At 71.5% G+C, this 23,521-nt stretch carries 26 protein-coding genes and 1 tRNA gene; 9 read left to right on the forward strand and 18 right to left on the reverse strand.

The annotated features are described in order from the left end of the window. Positions 1-369: helix-turn-helix domain-containing protein (locus E1295_RS31565; RefSeq protein ID WP_166427496.1), on the reverse strand; the 369-nt coding region annotated here is incomplete at its 3' end. A gap of 149 nt (positions 370-518) precedes the next feature. On the opposite strand from E1295_RS31565, the gene E1295_RS31570 reads away from it, so the two are divergent. Further along, positions 519-1,382 carry a carbohydrate ABC transporter permease gene (locus tag E1295_RS31570; protein ID WP_132635947.1) on the forward strand — a complete coding sequence of 288 codons (864 nt, stop codon included), beginning with the start codon at positions 519-521 and terminating at the stop codon, positions 1,380-1,382. On the opposite strand, the gene E1295_RS31575 is transcribed toward E1295_RS31570, so the two are convergent. From E1295_RS31575 to E1295_RS31610, 8 genes are all read right to left on the reverse strand, one after another. Beyond that, positions 1,372-2,376: a 2-hydroxyacid dehydrogenase gene (locus E1295_RS31575; protein WP_132635950.1), complete on the reverse strand. Its 1,005-nt coding sequence runs from the start codon at positions 2,374-2,376 to the stop codon at positions 1,372-1,374. The genes E1295_RS31570 and E1295_RS31575 overlap by 11 nt on opposite strands. Continuing rightward, positions 2,373-2,987 carry a histidine phosphatase family protein gene (locus tag E1295_RS31580; protein WP_132635953.1) on the reverse strand — a complete coding sequence of 205 codons (615 nt, stop codon included), beginning with the start codon at positions 2,985-2,987 and terminating at the stop codon, positions 2,373-2,375. The genes E1295_RS31575 and E1295_RS31580 overlap by 4 nt, the downstream gene beginning before the upstream one ends. Then, on the reverse strand, positions 2,984-4,432 hold the full coding sequence (locus tag E1295_RS31585) for an FGGY-family carbohydrate kinase (RefSeq protein WP_132635956.1): 1,449 nt from the start codon (positions 4,430-4,432) through the stop codon (positions 2,984-2,986). Before E1295_RS31585 ends, E1295_RS31580 begins: the two co-directional genes overlap by 4 nt. Beyond that, positions 4,429-5,973 (reverse strand): FGGY-family carbohydrate kinase, encoded by a 1,545-nt coding sequence (locus tag E1295_RS31590; protein ID WP_132635959.1) that lies wholly within the window; start codon positions 5,971-5,973, stop codon positions 4,429-4,431. The genes E1295_RS31585 and E1295_RS31590 overlap by 4 nt, the downstream gene beginning before the upstream one ends. Further along, on the reverse strand, positions 5,973-7,202 hold the full coding sequence (locus E1295_RS31595) for a sugar ABC transporter permease (protein WP_220448990.1): 1,230 nt from the start codon (positions 7,200-7,202) through the stop codon (positions 5,973-5,975). Before E1295_RS31595 ends, E1295_RS31590 begins: the two co-directional genes overlap by 1 nt. Continuing rightward, entirely contained in the window at positions 7,199-7,960 is a 762-nt protein-coding gene (locus E1295_RS31600) for an ATP-binding cassette domain-containing protein (protein WP_132635962.1), read from the reverse strand. Before E1295_RS31600 ends, E1295_RS31595 begins: the two co-directional genes overlap by 4 nt. Before the next feature lie 8 nt (positions 7,961-7,968). Then, positions 7,969-9,057, reverse strand: coding sequence for an ABC transporter substrate-binding protein (locus E1295_RS31605; protein WP_220448991.1), 1,089 nt, complete (start codon positions 9,055-9,057; stop codon positions 7,969-7,971). Positions 9,058-9,202: 145 nt separating this feature from the next. Further along, complete coding sequence (locus tag E1295_RS31610; protein ID WP_132635965.1) at positions 9,203-10,168, reverse strand: sugar-binding transcriptional regulator; 966 nt, start codon at positions 10,166-10,168, stop codon at positions 9,203-9,205. Here E1295_RS31610 and E1295_RS31615 point away from each other — a divergent pair. After that, the gene (locus E1295_RS31615; protein ID WP_132635968.1) at positions 10,167-10,385 is read left to right on the forward strand and encodes a hypothetical protein; all 219 of its coding nucleotides are present in this window, start codon (positions 10,167-10,169) and stop codon (positions 10,383-10,385) included. The genes E1295_RS31610 and E1295_RS31615 overlap by 2 nt on opposite strands. 114 nt (positions 10,386-10,499) lie before the next feature. Here the strand turns inward: E1295_RS31615 and E1295_RS31620 are convergent, their stop codons facing one another. Continuing rightward, positions 10,500-11,489, reverse strand: a complete 990-nt coding sequence (locus E1295_RS31620; protein ID WP_425465374.1) for a LacI family DNA-binding transcriptional regulator — start codon at positions 11,487-11,489, stop codon at positions 10,500-10,502. 69 nt (positions 11,490-11,558) lie between these two features. On the opposite strand from E1295_RS31620, the gene E1295_RS31625 reads away from it, so the two are divergent. Both E1295_RS31625 and E1295_RS31630 read left to right on the forward strand, forming a co-directional pair. Then, positions 11,559-12,722, forward strand: a complete 1,164-nt coding sequence (locus E1295_RS31625; protein WP_166427497.1) for a CynX/NimT family MFS transporter — start codon at positions 11,559-11,561, stop codon at positions 12,720-12,722. A gap of 15 nt (positions 12,723-12,737) precedes the next feature. Further along, positions 12,738-13,412 (forward strand): hypothetical protein, encoded by a 675-nt coding sequence (locus E1295_RS31630; protein WP_132635971.1) that lies wholly within the window; start codon positions 12,738-12,740, stop codon positions 13,410-13,412. Here E1295_RS31630 and E1295_RS31635 read toward each other — a convergent pair. Together E1295_RS31635 and E1295_RS31640 are read right to left on the reverse strand one after the other, a co-directional pair. Further along, positions 13,390-13,941, reverse strand: coding sequence for a cysteine dioxygenase (locus tag E1295_RS31635; RefSeq protein ID WP_132635974.1), 552 nt, complete (start codon positions 13,939-13,941; stop codon positions 13,390-13,392). The genes E1295_RS31630 and E1295_RS31635 overlap by 23 nt on opposite strands. Then, positions 13,938-14,798, reverse strand: coding sequence for an amidohydrolase family protein (locus E1295_RS31640; protein ID WP_132635977.1), 861 nt, complete (start codon positions 14,796-14,798; stop codon positions 13,938-13,940). The genes E1295_RS31635 and E1295_RS31640 overlap by 4 nt, the downstream gene beginning before the upstream one ends. Before the next feature lie 265 nt (positions 14,799-15,063). On the opposite strand from E1295_RS31640, the gene E1295_RS31645 reads away from it, so the two are divergent. Continuing rightward, on the forward strand, positions 15,064-16,086 hold the full coding sequence (locus E1295_RS31645) for a LacI family DNA-binding transcriptional regulator (RefSeq protein WP_132635980.1): 1,023 nt from the start codon (positions 15,064-15,066) through the stop codon (positions 16,084-16,086). On the opposite strand, the gene E1295_RS31650 is transcribed toward E1295_RS31645, so the two are convergent. Together E1295_RS31650 and E1295_RS31655 are read right to left on the reverse strand one after the other, a co-directional pair. After that, entirely contained in the window at positions 16,071-17,405 is a 1,335-nt protein-coding gene (locus E1295_RS31650) for an aromatic amino acid ammonia-lyase (RefSeq protein ID WP_132635983.1), read from the reverse strand. The genes E1295_RS31645 and E1295_RS31650 overlap by 16 nt on opposite strands. Before the next feature lie 6 nt (positions 17,406-17,411). Then, positions 17,412-17,792: a phage holin family protein gene (locus tag E1295_RS31655; RefSeq protein ID WP_132635986.1), complete on the reverse strand. Its 381-nt coding sequence runs from the start codon at positions 17,790-17,792 to the stop codon at positions 17,412-17,414. Between the two features lie 132 nt (positions 17,793-17,924). Between E1295_RS31655 and E1295_RS31660 the strand changes: the two genes are divergently transcribed. Then, positions 17,925-18,200 (forward strand): hypothetical protein, encoded by a 276-nt coding sequence (locus E1295_RS31660; RefSeq protein ID WP_132635990.1) that lies wholly within the window; start codon positions 17,925-17,927, stop codon positions 18,198-18,200. A 109-nt stretch (positions 18,201-18,309) separates the two neighbouring features. On the opposite strand, the gene E1295_RS31665 is transcribed toward E1295_RS31660, so the two are convergent. Next, positions 18,310-19,086 carry an FAD:protein FMN transferase gene (locus E1295_RS31665; protein WP_132635993.1) on the reverse strand — a complete coding sequence of 259 codons (777 nt, stop codon included), beginning with the start codon at positions 19,084-19,086 and terminating at the stop codon, positions 18,310-18,312. A 50-nt stretch (positions 19,087-19,136) separates the two neighbouring features. Next, positions 19,137-19,838, reverse strand: a complete 702-nt coding sequence (locus E1295_RS31670; RefSeq protein ID WP_132635996.1) for a ferredoxin reductase domain-containing protein — start codon at positions 19,836-19,838, stop codon at positions 19,137-19,139. Positions 19,839-19,956: 118 nt separating this feature from the next. Here E1295_RS31670 and E1295_RS31675 point away from each other — a divergent pair, with 118 nt between their 5' ends. From E1295_RS31675 to E1295_RS31685, 3 genes are all read left to right on the forward strand, one after another. Beyond that, positions 19,957-20,349 (forward strand): OsmC family protein, encoded by a 393-nt coding sequence (locus E1295_RS31675; protein WP_132635999.1) that lies wholly within the window; start codon positions 19,957-19,959, stop codon positions 20,347-20,349. A 240-nt stretch (positions 20,350-20,589) separates the two neighbouring features. Next, on the forward strand, positions 20,590-21,516 hold the full coding sequence (locus E1295_RS31680) for a nucleoside hydrolase (protein ID WP_132636002.1): 927 nt from the start codon (positions 20,590-20,592) through the stop codon (positions 21,514-21,516). Positions 21,517-21,557: 41 nt separating this feature from the next. Continuing rightward, positions 21,558-21,631, forward strand: a tRNA-Lys gene (locus E1295_RS31685). 294 nt (positions 21,632-21,925) lie between these two features. Here the strand turns inward: E1295_RS31685 and E1295_RS31690 are convergent. Next, a complete protein-coding gene (locus E1295_RS31690; protein WP_246080576.1) occupies positions 21,926-22,432 on the reverse strand; it encodes a flavin reductase family protein in 507 nt (168 codons plus the stop codon). Then, on the reverse strand, positions 22,429-23,469 hold the full coding sequence (locus E1295_RS31695; protein WP_132636005.1) for a MupA/Atu3671 family FMN-dependent luciferase-like monooxygenase: 1,041 nt from the start codon (positions 23,467-23,469) through the stop codon (positions 22,429-22,431). Before E1295_RS31695 ends, E1295_RS31690 begins: the two co-directional genes overlap by 4 nt. Between the last annotated feature and the right edge of the window lie 52 nt (positions 23,470-23,521).

The following is a 23,521-nucleotide window of genomic DNA, read 5'->3' on the forward strand; positions in this document are numbered from 1 at the left end:
GCGGAACGCCGAACGGGTGTACTCCGCCGACGCCCGCGACTTCCTCCTGGTCTTGAACGTTGGGTACTTGGCGCGCTTGGCGAAGAAGTTGGCAAAACCCGTCTGAAGATGGCGCAGCGCCTGCTGCAACGGCACCGACGACACCTCCGACAGGAAGTCGAACGCGCCGCTGCGCTTCCACGCCGTCAGCGCTGCCGACGACTCCACGTAGGAGAGGCGCTTGCCTTCCACGGTGTAGGCGCGGGTGCGTTCCTCCAGTGCCTTGTTGTACACGAAGCGGACGCAGCCGAACGTCCGGGCCAGCTCGCAGGCTTGCTCGGGGGTCGGGTAGAAGCGGTACTTGTAGGCCCGCTTCACGATCTGCGCCACGCCTCACATCCTACCGAAGGATCAAGAAGGACTCGCGCGTTTGTTCGATACGCCGGTTCGCCTGGAGGCGAATCGTCTGCCCCTGCCCTGCTCCGCAGGGGTCCGATTCCTCCCCCGCCTGAAGGCGGGGGTCTCCTCGGAGGCATCTGATGACAGCGGTGGGTGCCGGGCGGAGGAGCACGGTGTTCGCCTGGACGCGGTTCGGCGTGCTCATCGCCTTCGTGGTGATCTTCCTCATCCCGATCTACGTCCTGCTGGTCACCAGCTTCAAGCCGCTCACCGAGGCCGATCCCGGCCAGGCCTGGAACCTGCCGCAGACGTGGACGGCCGAGGCGTGGCAGGTGGCCTGGGAGAAGCTCGCCCCGGGGTTGTGGAACAGCGTGCTGCTGGCGGTGCCCGGCTCGCTGCTGTCGTGCGCGCTGGGCTCCATGAACGGCTACGTGCTGTCGAAGTGGCGCTTCCCCGGCGCGGACGTGCTGTTCACCCTGTTCCTGTTCGGCATGTTCATCCCGTACCAGGGGGTGATGATCCCGCTGGTGCAGTTGCTCGTCGGGCTGAACGACCTGACCGGGCTGCAGGGCGTCTTCTACGGCGGCATCCCCGGGCTGGTGCTGGCCCACGTCGTCTACGGCATCCCGATCGCCACGCTGATCTTCCGCAACTACTACGTCACGATCCCCGACGAGCTGATCGAGGCGTCGCGGGTGGACGGCGCGGGCATGCTGCGGACGTACTGGTCGGTGGTGCTGCCGGTGTCGGCGCCGGCGATCGCGGTGGTGATCATCTGGCAGTTCACGTCGCTCTGGAACGACTTCCTGTTCGCCGTGTTCCTCACCGGGCCGACGAGCTGGCCGGCGACCGTCATGCTGAACAACATCGCGGGCGCTCAGGCGACCCCGTACAGCCAGCAGATGGCGGCGGCCATCCTCTCGTCGATCCCGACGATGCTGATCTACATCCTGCTCGGCCGGTTCTTCATGCGCGGGCTCATGGCGGGAGCGCTCAAGGGGTAGCCACATGGGCCAGTGGCTCGCCGCGCACGTAGCGGGCCACGTCCGCGGCCACGATCGAGGCCGCGTTGCGCGCCGTCTCCTTGCTGGCGCCGGCCAGGTGCGGGGTCATCACCAGGTTCGGCGCGGTGAGCAGGCGGGAGCCCGGCGGGATCGGCTCCTCCGGGAAGACGTCGACGGCGGCCCCGAACAGGTGCCCCGACTCCAGCGCGTCGCACAGCGCGTCGTAGTCGAGCAGCGCGCCGCGCGCGCAGTTGACCAGGACCGAGCCCTCCGGCATGGCGCCGATCTCGGCCGCGCCGATCATGCCGGTGGTCTCCGGGGTGGCGCGGGCGTGCAGCGAGACGAAGCGGGAGCGTTCGAGCAGCTCGGGCAGCTTCACCTTGCCCGGCACGTCCACGTACGGGTCGTGGACCAGGACCTCCGCGCCGAAGCCCGCGAGCATGCGGGCCACGCGGCTGCCGATCGCGCCGTACCCGATCAGGCCGGCCGTGCCGCCCTCCAGCTCCGGGCCCACGCTGTCGTAGGTGTAGTAGTCGCCCCGCCACACGCCACCGGCCAGGTCGGCGTGCGTCTGCGGGATCCTGCGGGTGGCGGCCAGCAGCATGGCGAGCGTGTGCTCGGCGGTCGCCACCGCGTTGCGGCCCGGCGCGTACGTCACCGCGACCCCCGCCCGCGCGGCCGCCTCCAGATTGGCGTTCACCGGGCCACCCCTGCTCACGCAGAACAGCCGCAGGTCCGGTGAGGCGTCCAGCACCCGCTCGGTCAGCGGGGCCATCTGGGTCACGCAGACCTCGACCCCGCGCAGCGCCTCGATCAGCGCGTCCTCCACGTCGGAGGCCTCGTCGACCTCGCCCACCCGGCCGAACGGCTCCACCGGCCACGGCAGCGTCAGCTCGCGGACGTCCACCTCGCCGGGGACCTCGCGTCTGAGCGCGTCGATGAACAGGCGGTTCTGGACGAAGTGGTCGCCTGCGGCAAGGACTCGGATGGTCAACGAACGGCTCCAATCGGGGAGTTGTACTGCAGCAGCGCCGCCCGTCCCGCGCTCAGCCGCACCTCGGTCAGCGCGCAGTTGTCCAGACGGGGGAACAGCCGCCGGTACTCGCCGAGCGGCACCCCGATGAGGTGGCACAGGGCGAGCCTGAGGGCGGTGGTGTGCGCGACGACCAGCACGCGTCCGCCGTGGTGGGCGGCGGCGATGTCGTGCAGGGCGGCGACGAAGCGTTCCGCGGCCGCGCGCGGGTCCTCGCCGCCCGGCAGCGGATGCTCGGCGGGGTCGGCCTCGAACGCGGCGCGGGCCTGCGGGAAGCGGGCCGTCATCTCCGCCGACGTCAGCCCGTCGCCCTCGCCGAAGTCCAGCTCGCACAGCCTGGCGTCCACGCACAGCGCCACCTTCGCCTCGGCGGCGCTGGCCTCGGCGGTGATGCGGGCCCGGCTCAGCGTGGAGGCCCACACCCCCTCCAGACCCGCGTGCGCGGCCCATTCCGCGAGCCGGGCGGCCTGCTCGTGGCCGCGCGGGGTCAGCTCGACGTCGGTGAGCCCGGCGTAGCGGTTCTCGGCGTGCCAGACGGTCTCGCCGTGGCGTACGAGGACGAGGTCGGTCATCGGGCGGTCCTTTCGCGGGCGTGTCGTGCGGCGGCCGCGCCGAGCCAGCCGCGGCGTTCCAGCTCGCCGACGAAACGCAGGTACGGCTCGCGCAGGTCGGCTCCTGACGGCTCCACCACGGCCCGCGTCCTGATCATCCCGGCGAGCTCACCCCCGGCGCTGCCGGCCGCGAGCACGGCCATGCCGAGCGCCGGCTCGGCGTTCTCCCGCAACGTCACAGGGCGGCCGAGGACGTCGGCCCTGAGCCGGGTCCAGTACGCGCTCCTGGTGGCGCCGCCGGTCAGGATGATCTCGCCGTCCACCGGGGCGCCGAGCAGGTCGAGGTAGTCGAAGGAGAGCCGTTCGACGAAGGCCGCGCCGAGCAGGATCGCCGCGTAACGCTCCACGTCGCCGGCCGGGTCGCCGAGCGTGAAGGACTCGGCGTCGGGCGCGGCGAACGGGAAACGTTCCCCCCGCGAGACCAGCGGGTAGGTCACCGCGCCCGGCGAGCGCGCGGCGAATCCGGCGGCGGCCTGGGCGCTGAGCGCGTCGAGGTCGCGGCCGGGAAGGTCGCGGGTCAGCACGCCCGCTCCCGTGCTCGACGCGCCGCCCGGCAACCACGAGCCGTCCGGCGCGCGGTGCGAGTAGACGACGCCGAGCGGATCGTGGATCAGCTCCCGCGTCACGCCCTTCAGCACCAGCGTGGTGCCCAGCACCGAGTTCCAGCTGCCGGCGTGCCGCGCCCCCGCGCCGAGCTGGGCCGCGCAGCCGTCGGTGGTGCCCGCGATCACCGGCGTGCCGGCCGGGATGCCGGTCTGCTCGGCGGCCTCCGGGCACACCACGCCCAGCCGGGCGCCCGGCCGTACGACGGCGGGCAGGATGCCCGCCGGCACCCCCAGTGCGTCGAGCACCTCGGCCGGCCAGCGCTCATCGATCAGGTCGACGCCGGTCTTCAGCGCGTTGCTCAGGTCGGTGGCCACGGCGTGGCCGGTGAGCCGCCGGTTGACGAAGTCGCTCTGGTGCGCGGCCCTCGCACCCGGCGGCGCGTCGCGCAGCAGCCACAGCAGCTTCGGCAGCGCCCAGTTGGGCTGCATGCGCCGGTAGCCGAGCCGCTCCCACACGTGCCCGCCCACGTCGTTGACCCGGGCGACCTCGTCGGCGGCCCGCCGGTCGTCGTACATCAGGGCGGGCGTCAGCGCCCCGCCGCGGGCGTCGGCGAGCAGGATCGTTCCCGACGTGGCGTCCACGGCCACGCCCGCCACCCGCTCAGGAGGCACGTCGCGCAGCGCCTCCCGGGTGGCCTCCGCCAGCGCCTGCCACCACTGCTCGGGGTCCTGCTCGTGGCGGGGGCCGTCGCGGCGGCTGTCCAGCGGGCGCGCGGCGACGCCGAGCACGTCGCCTCCGCCGGTGACGGCCATCGCCCGGACGCTCTGCGTTCCGAGGTCGACGCCGATCCACACGCTCATGCACGGCCCCTCATGTCGGCGAGCAGCGGCCACGTACCGGCGTCGGCACCCCGGAGGGTCAGGAAGTCGTCGAAGAGCCGGGCGTAGCGGGCCTTGCGCCCGGGGTCGGGCTCGACGGCGTCGCGCAGGCGTACGTGCTCGGCCGCGGCGGCGGCGACGGACGGCGCGGCGCCCGTGGCGGCCAGCCCCACCAGGTACGCGCCCCGCGCCCCCACCTCGGCGTCGGCCGGGCGGCGCACGGGCAGCCCGGTGACGTCGGCGATCATCGCGAGCCAGGTGGCGCTGGCCGAGCCGCCCCCGCTCGCGCGCAGCTCCGTGGGCGCGGCGCCGGTGGCGGCCAGGCAGTCACGGATGACCATGGTGAGCCCTTCGAGCACGGCCCTGGCGACGTGCTCCCGGCCGTGCTCGAACGACATGCCGTGCAGCGCGCCCCTGGCCAGCGGATCGGAGAAGGGCGCCCGCTCGCCGGCGGGCGACAGGTAGGGCAGGAACGCCAGGCCATTCGCGCCCGGCGGGCTCTGCAGGGCCAGCTCGCCCAGCTCGGCCGGGCCGTCGAGGCCCAGCAGGCGGCACGTCCACTGCACGACCTCCGTGCCGGCGAACGTGGGGAAGGCCCGCAGGTAGCCGCCGGGCAGCGCGATCGTGATGCCGGTGGGGTCGCCGTCGAGGTCGGGCGAGCCGACGATGACCTCGGTGCACAGGGTGGTGCCGAGGATGCCGCACGCCTGGCCCGGCGAGACCGCGCCCGCGCCGAGGGCCGTCGCGGCGATGTCGTAGGGGGCCATCACGACCGGTGTCCCCGCGGGCAGGCCGAGCGTCGCGGCGGCGTCCGCCGACAGCTCGGCGACGGGACAGGAACGCACCTCGGGCAGCAGCCGTCCGGCCCACTCCAGGCCGAACATGGCGAGCAGCTCCGCCGAGTACGCCCGCGCCCGCAGGTCCATGAACGGCGCGGAGGCGTCGGACTCGTCGGCCACCAGCTGCCCCGTCATCCGGGAGAAGATCCAGCCGCCGCACGTCAGGTTGGCGTGCGACCGGTCGAGCCGGCCCGGGTCGTTCGCGCCCAGCCAGGTCAGGATGGCGTGCGGCAGCCCGGACGCGGCCGAGGAACCGTTCAGCCGGAAGGCCGCCGCCGCGAGCCCGGAACGGGTCCAGGCGTCGACCGTGGCGGCGGCCCTGGCGTCGTTCCAGAGGATGGCCGGCCCGGTCGGCTCGCCGCCCGCGTCGACCAGCCAGCAGCCGTCGCCCTGCGCCGTCACCGCCACGAAGTCGACCGTGCCGCTCTCGACCGTGCCGCTCTCGACCGTGCCGCTCTCGACCGTGCCGCTCTCGTGCGATCCCCGCTCGCCCATGCGGGCCGCGACCTCGCGGACCGTGTCCGCGACCGCGGCCCAGACGGCGTCCATGTCCTGCTCGGCGTGGCCGGGCGCCGGCCTGGAGACCGTGGTCTCCCGGCGGGCGACGTACGACTCCGCCCCCGAGGAGTCGTAGCCGACCGCTTTGATGACCGTGGTCCCCGCGTCCACGCAGATGATCGCCATCAGGCCCTGCCGTGCGAGGTTCTCGACCGGCGCGATACCGAGTCGACGACCACCGCGAGCAGCAGCACCACACCGGTGACCACGAACCGGATCGAGGAGTCCAGGCTGAGCAGCGTGAGCCCGCTGGAGATCGACTGGATGACGATGACGCCGAGCAGCGCGCCGAACGCCGTGCCGCGCCCGCCGAACAGGCTCGTCCCGCCGATCACGGCCGCCGCGATGGCGTTGAGGTTGACGTCGCCGCCGCCGCTGCTCTGGTTGGCCGCCGCGAGCCTGGCCGCGGCCAGGATGCCGCCGACCGCGGCGAACGTCGAACAGAGCACGAACACGGAGGTGTAGATCGCCCGGACGTTGATGCCGGCCCGGCGCGCGGCCTCGACGTTGCCGCCGACCGCGTAGACGGCTCTGCCCCACTTCGTCCGCGACAGCAGATAGTGCATGATCAGCACCAGCCCCACGAAGAAGACGAACATCCAGCCGACGCCGCGGGTCTGGCCGAGATACCAGACCACGAACGCCAGCACCACGAGCAGCGCCGCGCTCCTGACGGCCAGCGCGGTGACGCTCTTCGCCGACAGCCCGGCCCCGCGCCGCTGCCGGGCGTGCAGGAAACCGCTGGCGAACAACCACACGGCCGCGACGATCGCGAAGGTGTACGACAGCCAGGCCGGTACGAAGTCGAGCTGGGCGAAGTTCACCAGCCCCGAGTCGAACGGCAGGTTGATCGACCCCTTGGCGCCCAGCACGTACAGCTGCAGGCCGAGGAAGCCGAGCAGCCCGGCCAGCGTGATCACGAAGCTCGGCACGCCGAAGCGGTTGTACAGCTGCCCGTACAGCCAGCCGATGACCGCGCCCATGAGCACTGAGGCCGCGATCGCCACCCAGACCGGCAGTCCCTCGCTCACGAACAACACCGCGAGCACCGCTCCGGACAGCCCGCTGACCGACCCGACGGACAGGTCGATCTGCCCCACCAGCAGCACGCACACGACGCCGAGCGCGATGATGCCGACGGCGGCGGACTCGAGCGTGAGGTTCACCAGGTTCGCGCTGGACAGGAAGATCGGGTTGAGGAGCTGCAGCACCGTCCAGATGACCACGAGCCCGACCACGACCGGGATGACGCCCAGGTCGCCGCCGCGGGCCCGCTCGATCATGTCGGTGACCGCGCCGCTCAGCCCGGCGCGCTGCTGCAGGCGCTCGTCCTGCCGGTCCGTCGTGAGGGTCATGACGGCACTCCTTTGTCCGCTCTCCTGGAGACCGCGTTGTCGGTGGCGCCGGTGATGGCGGCGATGATGTCCTCGGTGGAGACCTCGGCCACGTCGAAGACTCCGTTGTTGCGGCCGAGCCGCAGCACGACCACGGTGTCGGCGACGGCCTTCACGTCCGCCATGTTGTGGCTGATCATGATGACGCCCAGGCCGTTCTCGCGCAGCCGCTCGACCAGGTTGAGCACCTCGGCCGTCTGCGCCACGCCCAGCGCGGCCGTTGGCTCGTCGAGGATGATCACCTTGGGGTCGCCCAGCAGGGACCTGGCGATGGCCACCGTCTGCCGCTGGCCGCCCGACAGGGCCGCGACCGGCACCCGTACGCTGGGGATCTTCGCCGACAGCTGGCGCAGCAGCTCCCACGAGCGGGTCTCCATGGCCACGTCGTCCAGCCGCAGCGGGCGGAGCTCCTGGCCGAGGAACAGGTTCTGGATCACGTTGAGGTTCTCGCAGAGCGCCAGGTCCTGGAAGACGGTGGCGATGCCGAGCTTGTGCGCGGCGGCCGGCGTGGGGATCTCGACGTCGTGGCCCTCGAAGGTGATCCGGCCCGAGTCGGGCGCGTGCACGCCCGAAAGGATCTTGACCAGGGTCGACTTGCCCGCGCCGTTGTCCCCGACGATGGCGACGACCTCGCCCGCGGCGACGTCGAGCTCGATGTCGGTGAGCGCGGCGACGGCGCCGAAGGTCTTGCTGATCCCGCGCAGCGACAGGACGGTCATCGGTGCTCCTACTTGATGCCGAGCTCGTCGCAGCCCTTGGCGTACGCGCCTGTGCAGATGTCGGCGGCCTTCATGATGCCGCTGTCGAAGAGCACCTCCTTGATGTTGTCCCTGGTGACCACCGTGGGGACGAACAGCTCGGACGGCGTGTCGTACAGCGTGGCCTTGCCCTCAGGCTTCTGGCCCTGCATGAAGCCCCAGGCCACGTTCGCCGCGGCCTCGGCGACGATCTTGATGGGCTTGGAGATCGTGTTGTACTGGTCGCCCGCGATGACGCGCTGGGCGGCGGCGGGCTCGGCGTCGTTGCCGGTGATCGGCGGCACGTCCACGCCGGCCGCCTTGAACGCGGCGACGGCGCCGCCGCCGGTGCCGTCGTTGGCCGCGACCACGCCGGCGATCTGGCCCTTGAACTGCGTGATCTGGCTGCTCACCCAGGTCTGTGCCTTCTCGGGCTGCCAGTCGGGGGTGTCGTACTCGGCCAGCAGCTTGAAGCCGCTCGGGTCGACGGCGCTGTGGATGCCCTTCTTGATCAGGCCGGCGGCGGCGTCGGTGGGGGAGCCGTTGACCTGGAGGATGCCGCCCTCGGCCTTCTCCTCCTTGAGGTGGTCGACGAGGGACTGGGCGATCATCGAGCCGATCTTCTCGTTGTCGAACGAGATGTAGTAGTCGGCCGGCGTGGCCGGGATCGGCCGGTCGTAGGCGATGATCGGCACCTGCTGCGACTGGGCGGCCTTGACGATGGTGGCCGCGGCGGCGGAGTCGACCGGGTCGATGACGATCGCCTTGACGCCCTGGGCGAGTGCGGAGTTGGCCTGTTGCTGCTGCTTGGCGGCGTCGGAGTCGGCGTTCTGGTAGATGACCTGGCAGCTCGGGCAGAGCTGCTTCATCTTGGCCTCGAACAGCGGCCTGTCCTGCAGCTCGTAGCGGGTCGAGGCGAGGTCGGGCATGAGGAAGGCGACCTTGGCGTTCTGGACGTCGCCGCCGGCGCCGGTGTCCCCGCCGGACGAGCCGGAGTCTGAGCCGCACGCGGCCAGCACCGAGCTTGCCAGCACTGCCGCAACGGCGAACGCGGCGGTCCGCATATGAGCTCTGTTCACGGGTTCGTTCCTCACTCGCTACGTCCTCGCGGACGGATCCAAACGCTCGCTGCCCCCGAGACATGGACATAGCCCCTCACACGGGACATGTCCTGTGGTGCGGCTCACGTTAGCCGCGTGCAGAAACTTTGTCCAGCAAAGATGTTCAGTGCTGGCGCGCGGCGGCCAGGATCCCCTCCGCCGTGGGGGCGTCCGTGACGAGCAGGTTGAAGTAGCCGCCCCTGGCGCCCGCGATGATGGAGAGCACCTTCTCCGCGCCGACGGCGACGGCGATCGTGGCCGGGATGCCGCGCAGCTCCTCCAGTCGCGTGGCGACCAGGCGCTCGCTGCCCGGATAGCTCAGCGGGGCGCCCTCACGGTCGTAGACGCGCATGCACACGTCGCCCACCGCCTGGCGCAGGGCCTCGGCGTCGCGGGGCATGAAGGCGGGCGTCATCTGGCGCATCAGCGGCGCCGAGCCGACCCCCACGAGGGCGCACTTGGCGTGCGCCCACAGGTCCATGACCCGGCGTACGGACGGCTCGTGCTGCAGCGAGTAGAACAGCTCGGGCCCGGGGAGCGCGGGGGCGTAGAGGTAGGCGGGCACGCCGCCGACCCGCTCGGCCAGGATGCGGGTGGTCTCGTTGGTCTGGAACCAGGGCTGCGGCTCCTCCTGGCCGCCCACGGCCGGGGCGATCGTGACGCCCGGATAGTGCCCGAGCCCTTCGCGGGCGCATTCGTACACCGTGGTGCCCGACGAGACGAGCACGACGTCGCCCGACTCCAGCCCCGCCCCGGCCAGCGCGCGGGTCACGCCGGGGGCCAGCCATGGGCCCAGCGCGGGGCCGCTGGCCTTGGGGACGATGAAGACCTGCTCCAGGCCGAGCGCCCGCGCCACCTCGGCGGCCAGCGGGCCGTCCTCCATGGAGGCCGGGCGGTGCACCTTGATCTCGACGATGCCCTGCCTGCGGGCCTCGGTGAGCAGCCGGCTGACGGTCGCCCGGCTGACGCCCAGCCGTTTGGCGATGTCGCCCTGGGTGGCGTCCTCCAGGTAGTACTGCTGTGCCGCCGCGTACATCAGCTCATGGGGGAACCGGGTCTGCGCCTCGGATGCGGCGTCGGCGGCATTCATGCGCGCGCTCCTGAATGAGGTCTGTGAACGATTGTGCAGAACTGATGCGCACCTGACTATACCTACTTGTGCGTTCGCCCAGCAGAGCGCCAGGCGGCAGGCCGAGAGCCTGCTCGGCGAGGTGCTCGCCGAGGTGGAACCCCTGGACGCCTCGCTGGTCGAGGCGCGTGTCGGCGAGGTGGCGGAGGAACTGGCCCGCTTCGAGCGCGGCCGGTGAACTCCGGAACCGTCCGTAGCGCCCGGCCGGTGAACTCCGGAACCGTCCGTAGCGCCCGGCCGGTCCCGCCGTGCAGCTCGGGAGCGTGCGCACGGTCAGGTGGCGGGGCGGGTCCTAGCGTGGTAGGGCGGGGCGCTCGCCGGAACCCCGGGGGATGAGGCGGACCGGCAGTTCGATGTGCTCGGACGGCCCCACGTCGCCCCGCAGGCGGCGGAACAGCAGCTCGGCCGCCACCCGGCCCATCCACGACGGGTCCTGCGCCACCACCGTCACCCCGGGCTGCAGCAGGTCGGCCAGCTCGAAGTCGTCGAACCCGACCAGCGCCAGCGGCCGCCCCGCGAGGGCGCGCAGCACGGTCACGGTGTAGCGGCCGTTGCCGGCGAACACCGCCGTCGGCGGATCGTCGAGGGCCAGCATGCGGGCCAGGTCGTCGCGTACCGCCTCCAGTGACGGGGGGCGCATCGACACCAGGCGCTCGTCGTAGAGGCCGCCGAGTGCGGCGCGGTAACCCTGAAGGCGCTGGGCCGCCGTGAAGATGGCCGGGTTGTCGCCGAGGAAGGCGATCCGGCTGTGGCCGTGGCCGAGGAGGTGGCGTACGGCCTGCCCTGCGCCGCTCACGTTGTCGGCGAGCACGGTGTCGACGTCGAGCCCCGCCCCCGGCGGCCGGTCGGCGAACACCACGGGCGTCCCGGCCTCCAGCTCGCTGCGCAGGTAGGTGTGGTCCTCGCCGGCGGGCACCACGATCAGCCCGTCGACCCGGCGCGCGCAGAACGTCTCGACCAGCTCCCGCTCCCTGCCGGGTTGCTCGCCCGACGACCCGCTCAGCAGCAGGCAGCCGTGGTCGATGACGACCTCTTCGACGGCCCTGCCCAGGCCGGAGTAGAACGGGTCCGCGACGTCCTCGATGACGAGCCCGATCGTCGCGGTCCTGCCCCTGCGCAGCACCCTCGCGCTCTCGTTGCGGCTGTAGCCCAGCCGGTGGATGGCCGCCCGCACCCGCTCGGCGGTCTCCGGGTGCACGCCGGGCTCGCCGTTCACGACGCGCGAGACGGTCTTGAGCGCCACGCCCGCCGCCGAGGCGACGTCCTTCATCGTCGGTCTCACGCCAGGATCATGTCTTACGGACGAGGGGTCCGACAACGTTGTCAACCGGTTATGCCAGAGTAGTCCCCTATGTCGTTGCGTTCTGTGGCGCTCGTCGCGGGATTCGTGCTGGCCGCGCTCAACCTCCGGCCGGCCATCGCGGGCATCTCTCCCCTCCTCGACGAGATCATGGACGACGTCGGGCTCTCGCCGGCGGGCGGCGGCGCGATCACCACGGTCATGATGGTCTGCCTGGGCGTCTTCGGGGCGGTGGCGCCGCTGCTCGCCCGGCGCGTCGGGCTCGACCGCACACTCCTCGCCGGCCTGCTCGTCATCGCGGCGGGCGTCTCGCTGCGCGGTCTCGACGGCCCGCTCGTGCTCTATCTCGGCTCGGCCCTCGCGGCCACCGCGATCGCCGTCATGAACGTCGCCATGCCCGGCGTCGTCAAACAGCACTTCCCCTCCCGGATCAACCTCATGACCGGCATCTACGTCTCCGCCGTCGTCGCCGGCGCGGCCGCGTCCTCGGCGCTGGTGATCCCGCTCGAACACCTCACAGGGTACGGCTGGCGCGGCGTCTCGGCCCTGCTGGCGGTGCCCGCGCTGCTCGCGGCCCTGCTCTGGTTCCCGCAGGCGTGGCGCGGGCGGCCCGGGGGATCGAACGGCCCCCGTCCGATCGGCGCGGTGCTGCGCAGCCCCGTGACCTGGTACGTCACCGGGCTGATGGGGCTGCAGTCGCTCACCTTCTACGTCATGCTGGCCTGGCTGCCGACCATCTTCATCGAGGCCGGCCTGCCCGCCGACCAGGCCGGCTACCTGCTCAGCCTGACGAACCTGGTCCAGGTGGGCACCTCGCTCGCGGTTCCCGTGCTGGCCGGGCGGCGGCCCTCGCAGGTGCCGTACGTGGTGGGCGCCTGCGTGCTGACCGCGCTCGGCTACCTGGGGATGCTGCTGGCCCCGACGACGCTGCCGTGGGTGTGGATGATCGTGCTCGGCGTCGGCCAGGGGGCCACGTTCGCGCTGTCGCTGCTGCTCATCGCGTTGCGGCCGGTGAACTCGGCCACGGTGACCGCGCTGTCGGCGGTGGCCCAGTCGGTCGGCTACGGCGTCGCGGCGCTGGGGCCGGTGCTGTTCGGGCTGCTCAGAGAGGTCTCGGGCGGATGGTCGGTGCCGCTGCTGGCGGGCCTCGGCGTGATCGCGGTCCAGACCGTGACGGGGTGGCGCGCCGGGCGCCCTGCTACGTTGGGCAGGTAAGCCTTACCTATAAAAGTGCGGGGGTTCACGGTGCTGACCGAGGCGCTCCAGCGGGTGGCCGACGCGCGTGGCGGGATCCTCGGAGTGGAGCCCGCTCTCGTCATCGAGCCGGACGAGAGCTGGACACCGGCCGCCGAGCTGGTGCGGGAGCCGTACACCTTGCTGGCGGAGCTGGCCGACGAGACGGCGGCGCGCTGGAACGCGCCGCGGCACGTCGGCGCGGCGCTGTTCTGGAAGACCTACGGCTACTGGCACACCCTGCCGATGGTGCTCGGGTGGGCGCTGGACGGGAAGGTGCCGCTCATGCGGCTGCCCGACACCTACTTCAAGGTGTCCGCCGCCGGGGTGACCCTCGCGGCCACGCGCGTGAGCTGGGGCTCGGGTGCGGGCGCGATCGGCGAGGCGCTGGCCGAGTCGCAGGCCCCGCTGGTCAGGGCGCTCGGCTCCCTGGCCAAGGTGGGCGAGCGAACGTTGTGGGGCTCCACCGCCGAGGCCGTCGTCCATCCGCTGACGTCGATCGCCGAAGGCGACTACATGCGGTTGCTGAAGGAGATCGGCCCGCCGGTCGACGGGCTGATCGAGCCCGCCGACGGCGGCTATTTCCGTAAGACGTGCTGCCTGTGGATCACTCTGCCCGACGTGGAGCCCTGCGGAAGCTGCTGCGTGCTCAGGCCACAGAACCGGCCATAGGGCCGACCGGCTCGTCCAGCGGCCTGAGCTCGTCGGCGTAGCTCACGGAGACGCGGCGCATGACGCCGCTCGACTCGATGGAGTACTGGCCGAGCCGCCACAGCGGGGGCGAGTAGGCGTGGATGGACACGCTGGCGTCGACCGCGCCGGTGAGCCGGTGGATGTGGTCGGGCCCGAACGAGAACGACTGCCCCTCCGTCACCACCGTCTCCAGGTGCTCGCCGCCGATGCGCGGGTTGCACTCCAGCAGCGCGCCTTGCACCACGTGGACCGCCCCCGAGGAGATGTCGTGGTCGTGCCAGCCCGTGTCGTCCTCGGGACGCCAGCACAGCAGCCAGACGTCCACGTACGCGTCGCGGTAGAGCGAGGCGTAGTGCCTGCCACCGTCAGCGGGGAAGTCGACCTGGTCGCGCCACTCCTCCGGGCGGGCGGCCAGGTCGTTCACCAGGTCGCGGAGCTCACGCCGGTCGAGAGTGCGCTCCGGGAGCCGGGCACAGGTGCTCCCGTCCTGGATCTGGTCGGTGCTCACGTACGAGTCTCCTTTCTGCTGAGTAGGCGACGGGGGTTGACGACCCGGATGGCGTGCGCGGCCGCCGCGCCGAGTCCGGGGTCGGGTGCGGTGGCATAGGGCGCGTCGGAGCCGTTGACGACGACGTCGATGCCGAGCTCGCGGACGATCGCGTCGATCGCGCGCGGGCCGTAGGAGGAGGTCTCCACGAAGAAACCGGGGTCGACCAGGCCGCGCCCGCCGCCGCCCCTGGCGATGAGGCGCTCGGAGTGCAGCGGCGCCAGCCCGGCCAGGAGGGCGAAGCAGACGCGCAGCCTCGGGTGGCGGGGCCTGACGACGGCGTGGAAGTGGTGCCAGGCGGCGTGCATCTGCTGCACGTACGGCACCAGCGCGGGCCACCACGGCGGTGCGCCCGCGGTGAGGGCGGCCGGGCCCGGGTGCACGAACAGCGGCAGGTCGAGGTCGGTCAGCACCTCCAGCAGCCGGTCGTCGGGCGCGGCCGCCGCGGGGATCTGCAACCCGGCGAAGCCCCGGGCGAGGTCCTTGGCCAGGCGGTCGGGGTCGGCGTCGCTGTGGCAGGTGGCCGCCCACGCGCCGAAGGGCTCGCCGAGCGCCAGGGCGCCGTCGTGGTAGGCGTCGATCAGCGGCCAGGACTCCTCGGGCGGCAGGAACTCGACGCCGAGCGGGCTCGACAACGACACGAGGGCCAGGTCGAGGCCGGTGGTGTCGCGGTGCCCGTGATCGGCGGGGTCGACGGCGTACGGCGGCTCGCCGTCGAGGAGGAGCGTCCAGCCGTCGAGCCGGGGCGGGGAGGTGCGGGCGCGCAGGGCGTCGACGAACGCGCCGGTCCACAGGTGCTGGTGCACGTCGATGCTCACGGGCCACTCCTTCCCCTATTTCCTACTCACAATACATGTAAAGCCGCTACGCAGCGAAATCGAAGACGTGAAACGGTTCACTGATACGGTTCAGTGAACCGCTTCACTTCACGCTTGTCAACAGCTCGCCGAACGCCCGCGGGACCTCGACACGCGGCGCGTCAGGATGGATGCTGAAAGTACGTCCGCATCTTCGACACGGCGGAGCCGACATGCCTGTGCCGCGAAATCACTTTCCGTCGGTGGCACCCAATAGGCTGGCCTAATGCCTCGGAAGAGAGCGACGATCCGCGAGGTGGCTCAGGCGACGGGCCTGTCCCCGGCGGCCGTCTCTTACGCGCTGCGCGGCCTGCAGGTGTCGGAGGAGACCAAGGAGCGCGTGCGTGTCGCCGCGGCCGAGCTCGGCTACGAGGCCGATCCCATCGCCAGGGCGCTGGCCAGCGGACGCACCGGCATGATCGGGCTGCTGTGCGGCTCGCTGGAGGACCTGTGGCAGCAGTCCCTGGCGGTCGGCATCAGCAGGGGCCTGCGGGAGAAAGACCGTTACGCGCTGATCCTCGACGCCTTCGGCGATCCCGTCAGGGAGCGGGTGCTCGCCCAGCAGCTGCGCGACCAGCGGGTCGACGGCATGATCGTGCAGCCGATCGACCCGGCGGCGGCGTTCTGGCCGGAGCTCTGCGAGTCGCTGCCGGTGATCGCGGTCGGCGACTCGATCGCGGGCACGGCCGGCGAGGTCGTCTTCGACAACCGGCGCGGCGTGACCCTGGCCCTTGAGCACCTGCGCGCCCTCGGCCACCACCGCATCGCCGTGCTCACCCCCACCCGGGCCAGCACGCCCGACCGTCCCGCCGACGTGTTCGTGATGGCCGAGGCCGAGCGGCTGGGCCTGGACATCCAGGTCGCCACCTCGCCCCACGGTCTGCCCGACGCGACGGCGGTGGCCCACGAGGTCCTGTCGGAGAAGGTCCCGACCGCCGTCTTCTGCTTCGCCGACTCGATCGCCTACGGCGTCTACGCGGCGGCCCAGGAGCTCGGCCTGTCGATCCCGGGCGACGTGTCGGTCATGGGCTACGACAACCACCCCATGTCGGGCCTGCTCACGCCGGGGCTGACGACGGTCGACTGGGGCATCGACGGCATCATCAGGGCCGCGGTCCGGCTCATGTCGGCGGCGGCCGACGGCGGCACCCGGCGGCGCCACGTCGTACAAGCTCCCGCGCTGCGCGAACGCGGCTCGGTCGCCCGCGCTCCGGACCTTCGCCGGCCGGCCGGTCACCGCGGCTCATAGGGGGCCGTCAGAGCGCGGCGTGACTCCTCCAGGTCGTCGGTGAGCGGCCGGTCGGGGGGCGGGGCCTGGCGGGCCCTGAGGGCCGCGGTGCGCTCGCAGGCCAGCACGAGCGACAGCGGCTCCAGGCAGCGCAGCGCCAGGCGGGCGGCCTGGGTCGCGAAGCTCGCGTGCTCCTCCGTGCCGAGGGAGATCACCGCCGTGCCCGTCGTCACCGGCACCGCGAGGTGGCGCAGCACGGCCATGGCGTCCTGGGCCACATATTCGAGGATGAGGGCACCCGAGGCGCCGGGCCGCTGGGCGAGGAAGGGCAGGCGGCCGGTGTAGGCGGGATCCATGAGCGCGGCCAGCCGGGCGGTGCTGAGCTGGGCGGTCTGGACGATCGCCGCCCGCAGCGCGTCGAGGGCCAGCGCCACCGGCGCCCCGTGCGAGTTGCCGTTGTGCCAGGCCAGCGTGCCCGCGATCAGCGGGTTCTCGGTGGCCGAGTTGAGGTCGACCTCGATGGTGGCGACGGTCCTGTCGAGCGCGTCCATGGTCGCCCCGTGCACCTGGGCGAAGGCCCGGAAGCCGTACGGGTCCTGGATGCGGGTGGCGAGCCCCTGGCTGAGCAGGGCCCGCAGGCGGGCGGCGACGACGGCCTGCCCCGGATGAGAGCGGGCCTCCTGCACGGGGGCGGCCAGCGGCTCCGCCGAGGCGTCGACGGCGGTGAATGACATCGCGGCGACGTCGACGGCCGCCTCGAGGAGCCGGCGCAGGCGATGACAGGCGATGGCGGCGTCGGCGAGCGTGGCGGCCCCCGAGCTGATGAACGGCAGCGCGTCGCTCGACGCCAGCGCGAAGCGGGGCTCGGCGGGCGGCGAGGCGCTGTCGTGCCGCCAGGGGAGCTCGCCCAGCAGGCACAGGGCGGTGATGGCGAGGGCCGTCAGGTCGCCGGTGCCGATGGCGCCGTACGTCCTGATGGGCGGGGTGAAACCGGCGTTGAAGGCGTCCGCCAGCACGGGGAGCACGGCAGGATCGACGCCGGAGCCGCCCGCGACGAACTGGTTGAGCCGCACGACGAGCATCGCCCTGGCGCGGGCGGGCTCGATCGGCGGGCCGGCGCCGCACGCGTGGCTGCGCAGCAGGTCGAGCCCGGGAGCTTCGACGGGGACGGCCTTGTTGGCGCCGACGCCGGTGCTCCGCCCGTAGACGGGGCCCCGTAGCCCCTGGGCGGTGGCCCACGCGGCCCGAGCCCGATCGATGGAGGAGATCGTGACCCGGGCCCCGTCGTACGCCGCCTCGTGCACCTGCGCACAGGTGAGACCGGCGCCGTCGAGCTCCATGGGGACTCAGTCGTTGTCGGGGATGAACAGGCCGAGCAGCCAGCTCACCACGCTGATGATGATCGCGCCCCAGAACGCGGCCGGATAGAAGTTGTCGACCTGGAAGGGGATGTCGACCTGCTCGGCGATGAACCCCGTCAGCATCAGCATGGCGGCGTTGATCACGAGGAGGAAGAGGCCGAGCGTCAGCACGATGAGTGCGCACCCCAGCGTCTTGACGATGGGCTTGACGATCGCGTTGATGATGCCGAAGATCAGGGCCACGATCACCAGGACGCCCCAGTATTGCGCCGTGTTCGCCTCGAGGTCGACACCGATGCCCGGGACGAGCTGGATGGCGACCCACAGGGCCACCGCTGCCGCAAGGGTTCTGATGATGAATCTCACGCTGCTTGATCCTCCCACTTGGGAACGGCGCCGCGATAGAGGCGCGAGCACAACGATGCGCGGCGGTCACCGCCGGTAGTCGCCGGTTATGGCCCGTCCTGCTCGGGAAGGTGCGTGCAGGGGAGGTACGAGATGAACGCGGACGGGCTCGAGTCGTTGCCGGCCAACGAGTTGCACGATCGGGCGGTGCGTTATGCCGTACGCCATGGGGATCTGGGGTTTCTGTGGGAACTGTTGAAGGTCATCCCTGCCGCCGAGGCCGCCACCGGGCATTCTGACGAGAGCGCCAACAACCTCAGCCGGGTCTCGGCGCTGCTCAGTGACGCCATCGCGTCGGGCGAGGGTGAGCTGGGGGAGGCGCTGCGCCCCATCTACCTCGACTATCTGCGCAAGCACCCCGACGCCTAGCCTCCGCCCGACGCCTGGCTGTACTGACCGGCGCTCGGCCTTCGCCCAGCGTTCGGCCTTTGCCCGGCGTTCGCCCCTGCCCGGCCCTCGCCGCGCTCTGTTCCGGCTTCTAGCCCGCGAGCTGGGCGTGGTTGCCGCTGTACTCGGCGAAGCCCGGCGTGCTGACCTCCTGCCCGTCCTTGAGGACGAGCATGGTCTGGTACGGCCCCGACTCGGCGAGCCGGGCGGCGAAGCGCCTGGCCAGGACGGGCCCCATGGCGTAGATGGCGGTGGCGTAGGCGTCCGCCGTACCGAGGTCGGGCCCGATCACCGTGACCGAGCCGAGCCCGCGCTGCACCTTGCCGGTGCGCGGGTTGAGGATGGGAGCCCCGCCCGAGGTGGCGATGCCCAGGTCGTGGGCGAGGACGACCTTGCGGACCAGGCCGGTGTGCGGGTCGCGCACGTCGATCCGCCAGCGCCTGCCCGGTGCGGCCGAGCCGCGTACGCGGATGTCGCCGCCCGCGTTGAGGCGGTGGTCGCCGGCGCCCGCGTTGACCAGGGCGCGCGACAGGCGTTCGAGCGCCCAGCCCTTGATGTAGCCGGACGGGTCGGTCACGCCGTCGATGCGGGCCTCGAACCAGCCGTCCGTGAGCCGGCTGAGCTCGTCGCAGCGGTGCAGGACCTCGATGAGCTCCGGGATCTGCCTGATGGTCTGGCTGCGGTTGAGCCGGCCGATCTGGCTGTCCTCCTTGACCGGGCTGAAGGTGTCATCCACCCACCTGAGCCAGGCGAAAGCGTCATCCAGCAGAGGGGTCAGCTCACGATCGGGGAGCGCCGTGCGGATGTCCACGCTGACGGGCATGCCCATGACCATCTCGACACGGGCGGTTCCGGGGAAAGTCGTCACCTTGCCTCCTTGTCCGTCACCTACCGTCTCAGACGACGCGTAACGTCGGCCTAAACCTTATGTCCATTTTCGAAACGGATCTGTGATCTGGGAACGGCGAGACGTGTCAAGGCGCCGCTGACGTACCGCTTGAACGGGCGCGGACCGGCCACCACCACCTCGCGCTCGGCGATGTCGGGGATCTCGCGGCTCAGTCCCGAGGCGCTCAGGCGCTCCTTGACCTTGGGATCGTGCTCGTGGCCGACGACGAGGACGAGCCCGTACCTGGCCTCCAGGTCGCGGAGCTCGTCGGTGGCGCGCTCGGTCCTGTAGACGGCGACGGTGCCGGGCTCCCTGGCCAGCCGGATGCGCAGGGTGCGCGGGTCGACGCCGGTGGCGATCAGCAGCACCGGTTTGCCCTGTCTCGGGACTCGGTGGCTCATGACCGCCATGACGGCCGCCAGCGCGTACAGCAGCAGCCAGACCACGCGGCCGGGCTCCGTCGCCTGGGGCGCCGCCCCGGCCTGGTAGGCCACCAGCAGCGCCCCGGTCAGGTAGCCGCCGAGCCGCAGCCGCTGCCTGGCCTCCTCGGTGCGCAGGTGGCCGGCGGCCTTGACGCTGAGCAGGCCGACCCCGGCGAGCAGCGCCGCCGCGACGTAGGAGGTGGGGCTCCACAGGTGGCCGGGACCCGGCTGGATCGCGCCGAACTCGGCTACCGCGACACCGCACCAGAAGAGGATGGGACCTTGGTTCGCACTCGCCTCGCTAGCCATGTCCTTCACGGTGCTGAACGAAGATGAAAGGTTTCTGAACACAGCTGAGGAATCAGCTAAATGGGCGACCCCCACGCCCCTGGGCCCGTCGCGGCGAGGGGTGGTTAAGGTCGGGAACATGGCAAACGTGCGTGTTGAGCGGACTGATGACGGCGGATTCCGGGCCACGAACGCCCGCGGCGCCGAGGTACGGATCGGCGGCGGCGACGAGGACGGCGTGTTCACCCCGGTCGAGCTGCTGCTGGCGGCGGTGGGCGGGTGCAACATCGTGACCGTCGAGCCGCTCACGGCCCAGCGGAACAAGCGGCTCGTCCGCCTGGCGATGACCGTGCAGGCGGAGAAGGTCGAGCAGAGCAAGCTAGGCCCCGTGACGGTCACGTACGACGTGGAGCTGCCGTCGGAGGACGCCCGCTCCGTGTTCGAGGCGGTGGCGGAGCGGGTGCACGAGAAGTACTGCACGGTGAGCAGGTCACTTCAGGAAGGTACGGAGGTTCGGTTGGAACTTCCGTAGGTGGGATTAAACAGATATTCGACCCCGTTATGACGCGACCGTTGCATTCGTCTCGGTACCGTTGTAGCAGGTCGAGAGGCCAATAGACCTTCACCGGAGCGGACGCGGAGGGGGACCGCGGTTCGCCAGTGCGGGACCGCCGGCGTTTTTGGGGGAAGACGCCGGCCTGGACCGCCACCGATCGGGCCGGGCAGCTTTGGGGGAACTGCCCGGCCCGATCCATGCGTATCCTCACCTTTCGTGAAAAAGCTTCTCCTCGACTGCGATCCCGGCATCGACGACGCGCTCGCCCTGGCCCTGATCGCGGGCTCCCCGTCGGTGCACCTGACCGGCATCACCACGGTGGGCGGCAACGTCGACCTGGAGCTGACCACCGCCAACGCCCTGGCGCTCAGGGAGTTCCTGCGGCTCGGCGACGTACCGGTGACACCGGGCAGCGCGGGCGCCCTGCTGCCGCGCACCGTCCGCGCCTCCCACGTGCACGGCGCCGGCGGGCTCGGCGACGCACGGCTGCCCGCCGCCGAGCGGGGGCCGTCGCACGGGCACGCGGCCGACTTCATCGTGGAGACGCTGCGGGCCGCCCCCGGAGAGATCACGCTGGTGGCGATCGGGCCGCTGACCAACCTCGCCCTCGCCGTACGCCGGGAGCCGCGCGTCGTCGAGTGGGCCCGCGACCTGGTCATCATGGGCGGCTCCTTCACGCGGGGCAATTACAACCCGGCGGCCGAGTTCAACATGCTGGCCGACCCCGAGGCCGCCGCGATCGTCTTCGACGCCGGGTGGACGGTCACGATGATGGGGCTGGACGTGACGCTGACGGCCATGGTCACCACCGGCGTGCTCGACCGCATGCGCGCGCTCGGGCGGCTGGGCCGCGACCTGCTGGAGCCCGCGGCCCGCTCCTACGGCAGGGTCACGGCCGAGGGCGGCCCGGCCATCCACGACGCCTGCGCGGTGGCGTACGTGCTGGACCCGTCGTTGTTCACCTGTGTTCCGGCCGTGGTGAACGTGGAGACGGCCGGGCGATACACCCGGGGAATGACGGTGACGGATTTCAGGGTCGGCGACCGGCGGGCGAACGCGCAGGTGGGGACGTCCCTGAACGTGAAGCGGTTCTGGGACCTGGTGCTGGGGGCGTACGAGGGGGTGGCTGCGCGGCTCGGATGATGTGCGGGCACCGTTCGGCGGCTGATACAGTTACACCTGTTGCGCCGCTAGCTCAGTTGGTCAGAGCAGCTGACTCTTAATCAGCGGGTCCGGGGTTCGAGTCCCTGGCGGCGCACAACAGAGAGAACCCAGTTCAGTACGCTGAGCTGGGTTTCTCGGTTTTCGAGGGGCTCCGGCCACGGTGAGGTGCTCCCGTGGTTGCTCGCTGAATGCTCTTAGGCACGGTTCCGGCACATGGCGGGGCGGTCGCCGCCGCCGACGGGTCCCTCCTCATCATTGACGACCGCGACCCGCCCCGCGAGGTTCGAGAACGCGTCGCCCGCCGCGAATCAGCGGGTTCGAGTCCCCGGCGGCGCACAGAAATACAGGGCGCTCTCCGGTGGGGAGCGCCCTGTATTCGTTTCGCCGGTCAGAGCAGCATCCGGCCCAGCCTTCCGCGGTGGAAGACCAGCGGGTCGTCGCCAGCGTCGTCGTTGGTGGTCAGGTCGACCACCCGGGCGAGGATCAGTTCATGGTCGCCCACGAGGTGGCACGAGTCGAGCACGCAGTCGATCCACGCCACCGCTCCGGTGATCGCCGGATGGCCGCTCGCGTTCGCCGTCCACCCGACGCCGGAGAACCGGTCGGCCCCCTTCTTCGCGAACGACTGGCACACCCGCTCCTGACCGGCGCTCAGCATGCTGATGGTGAAGGCGCCCGCAGCGCGGATGTGCGGCCACGTCGTCGAGGTGTGGGCGGCGCAGAAGCTCACGATGGGCGGATCGAGGGAGACGGAGGTGAAGGAGTTGACGGTGAAACCGTGCGGCTCGCCGTCCGTCAGGGCCGCGATCACCACGACGCCCGTCGGATAGTGACCGAGCGCGCGTCTCAGCCGCACGCTGTCGATCATGACGGCGCCCGCCGTCGGCGCGCTCACCGTGCTTCCCACCGCTGCTTGAGCCGGGCGAGATGGCGCAGGCCGTCGAGGACGGCGTCCGTGTCGGGCACGAAGTCGATGAGGCAGGCCACCTCGTCGACGCCGATCTGCTCCAGGGAGCTCAGCACGGCCATGCCGTCGTCGACGGTGCCGAACAGGCCGCCCGTCTCGAAGTACCGCTCGAAGGAGACCTCCAGGAGGAACTCGATGTCCTCCGGGTCCATCTCGTCCGGGTCGATGCCCGGCATCAGCTCCTCCGCCGCCTTCAGGACCAGGCCCAGCGAACTGCGCAGGTAGTCGGTGAACGGGTCGTGCACCACCTCCCGCACCTTGGCACGGTCGTCGCCGACGAACGTGTGCAACATCAGCGCGACGTGGCCGGTCCCGTTGTGCGCCCTGGCGTAGTGCTCGCGGTATTCGGCGACCTTGCGGACGAGGTCGTCGAGGCTCTGGCCGAGCAGGTGGGTGAGAATGCCGACGCCGAGGTCGCCCGCCTGGCGGAACGTCTCCGGGTTGCCCGAGCTGGTGAGCCACGTGGGCAGTTCCGGCTGGACCGGCGCCGGGTGGGTGCGCAGCTTGACCGACTCGCCGGCGCCGTCGACCAGCTCCACCTCCTCCTGCCGCCACAACCTCCGCACCGTGTCGATGGTGTCCATGGTGACCTGGCGGCGGTCGGCGTAGTTCTCCGGCCGCAGCGCGAAGTCCACCACGTGCCAGCCGGGTGCGAACGAGACGCCGGCCCGGCCGCCGGACATGTTGTCCACCATCGCCCATTCCTCGGCGATGCGTGCCGGGTGGTGCAGCGGCGCCACGACGCTTCCCGCGCGGATCGCGACGTTCTCGGTCACGGCGGCCACGGCCGCCCCGGTCACCGCGGGATTGGCATATCGGCCGCCGAATTCATGGAAATGCCGCTCGGGTGTCCACACCGCGGAGAAACCGTTGCTGTCGGCGAACCTGGCCCCTTCGAGCAGGAGCCGGTATTGGTCGGTCCCGGTACGGACACCGTCCGCGAAATAGAATAAACCAAAGTCCACCGGTGTCTCCTTACGCGCCGCGCTGGTGCGCCCCGGCCGGGCACACCGGCGA

The sequence above is a fragment of the Nonomuraea mesophila genome (assembly GCF_004352805.1).
GTDB classification, from domain to species: domain Bacteria; phylum Actinomycetota; class Actinomycetes; order Streptosporangiales; family Streptosporangiaceae; genus Nonomuraea; species Nonomuraea longispora.

Coding starts and splice junctions, on each gene's coding strand:
- E1295_RS31645 (WP_132635980.1), top strand. CDS start 15,064: ATGCCTCGGAAGAGAGCGACGATCCGCGAGGTGGCTCAGGCGACGGGC.
- E1295_RS31615 (WP_132635968.1), top strand. CDS start 10,167: ATGCGCGCGCTCCTGAATGAGGTCTGTGAACGATTGTGCAGAACTGAT.
- E1295_RS31625 (WP_166427497.1), top strand. CDS start 11,559: ATGTCGTTGCGTTCTGTGGCGCTCGTCGCGGGATTCGTGCTGGCCGCG.
- E1295_RS31600 (WP_132635962.1), bottom strand. CDS start 7,960: ATGACCGTCCTGTCGCTGCGCGGGATCAGCAAGACCTTCGGCGCCGTC.
- E1295_RS31570 (WP_132635947.1), top strand. CDS start 519: ATGACAGCGGTGGGTGCCGGGCGGAGGAGCACGGTGTTCGCCTGGACG.
- E1295_RS31610 (WP_132635965.1), bottom strand. CDS start 10,168: ATGAATGCCGCCGACGCCGCATCCGAGGCGCAGACCCGGTTCCCCCAT.
- E1295_RS31650 (WP_132635983.1), bottom strand. CDS start 17,405: ATGGAGCTCGACGGCGCCGGTCTCACCTGTGCGCAGGTGCACGAGGCG.
- E1295_RS31660 (WP_132635990.1), top strand. CDS start 17,925: ATGAACGCGGACGGGCTCGAGTCGTTGCCGGCCAACGAGTTGCACGAT.
- E1295_RS31590 (WP_132635959.1), bottom strand. CDS start 5,973: ATGGCGATCATCTGCGTGGACGCGGGGACCACGGTCATCAAAGCGGTC.
- E1295_RS31585 (WP_132635956.1), bottom strand. CDS start 4,432: ATGAGCGTGTGGATCGGCGTCGACCTCGGAACGCAGAGCGTCCGGGCG.
- E1295_RS31675 (WP_132635999.1), top strand. CDS start 19,957: ATGGCAAACGTGCGTGTTGAGCGGACTGATGACGGCGGATTCCGGGCC.
- E1295_RS31595 (WP_220448990.1), bottom strand. CDS start 7,202: ATGACCCTCACGACGGACCGGCAGGACGAGCGCCTGCAGCAGCGCGCC.
- E1295_RS31580 (WP_132635953.1), bottom strand. CDS start 2,987: ATGACCGACCTCGTCCTCGTACGCCACGGCGAGACCGTCTGGCACGCC.
- E1295_RS31670 (WP_132635996.1), bottom strand. CDS start 19,838: ATGGCTAGCGAGGCGAGTGCGAACCAAGGTCCCATCCTCTTCTGGTGC.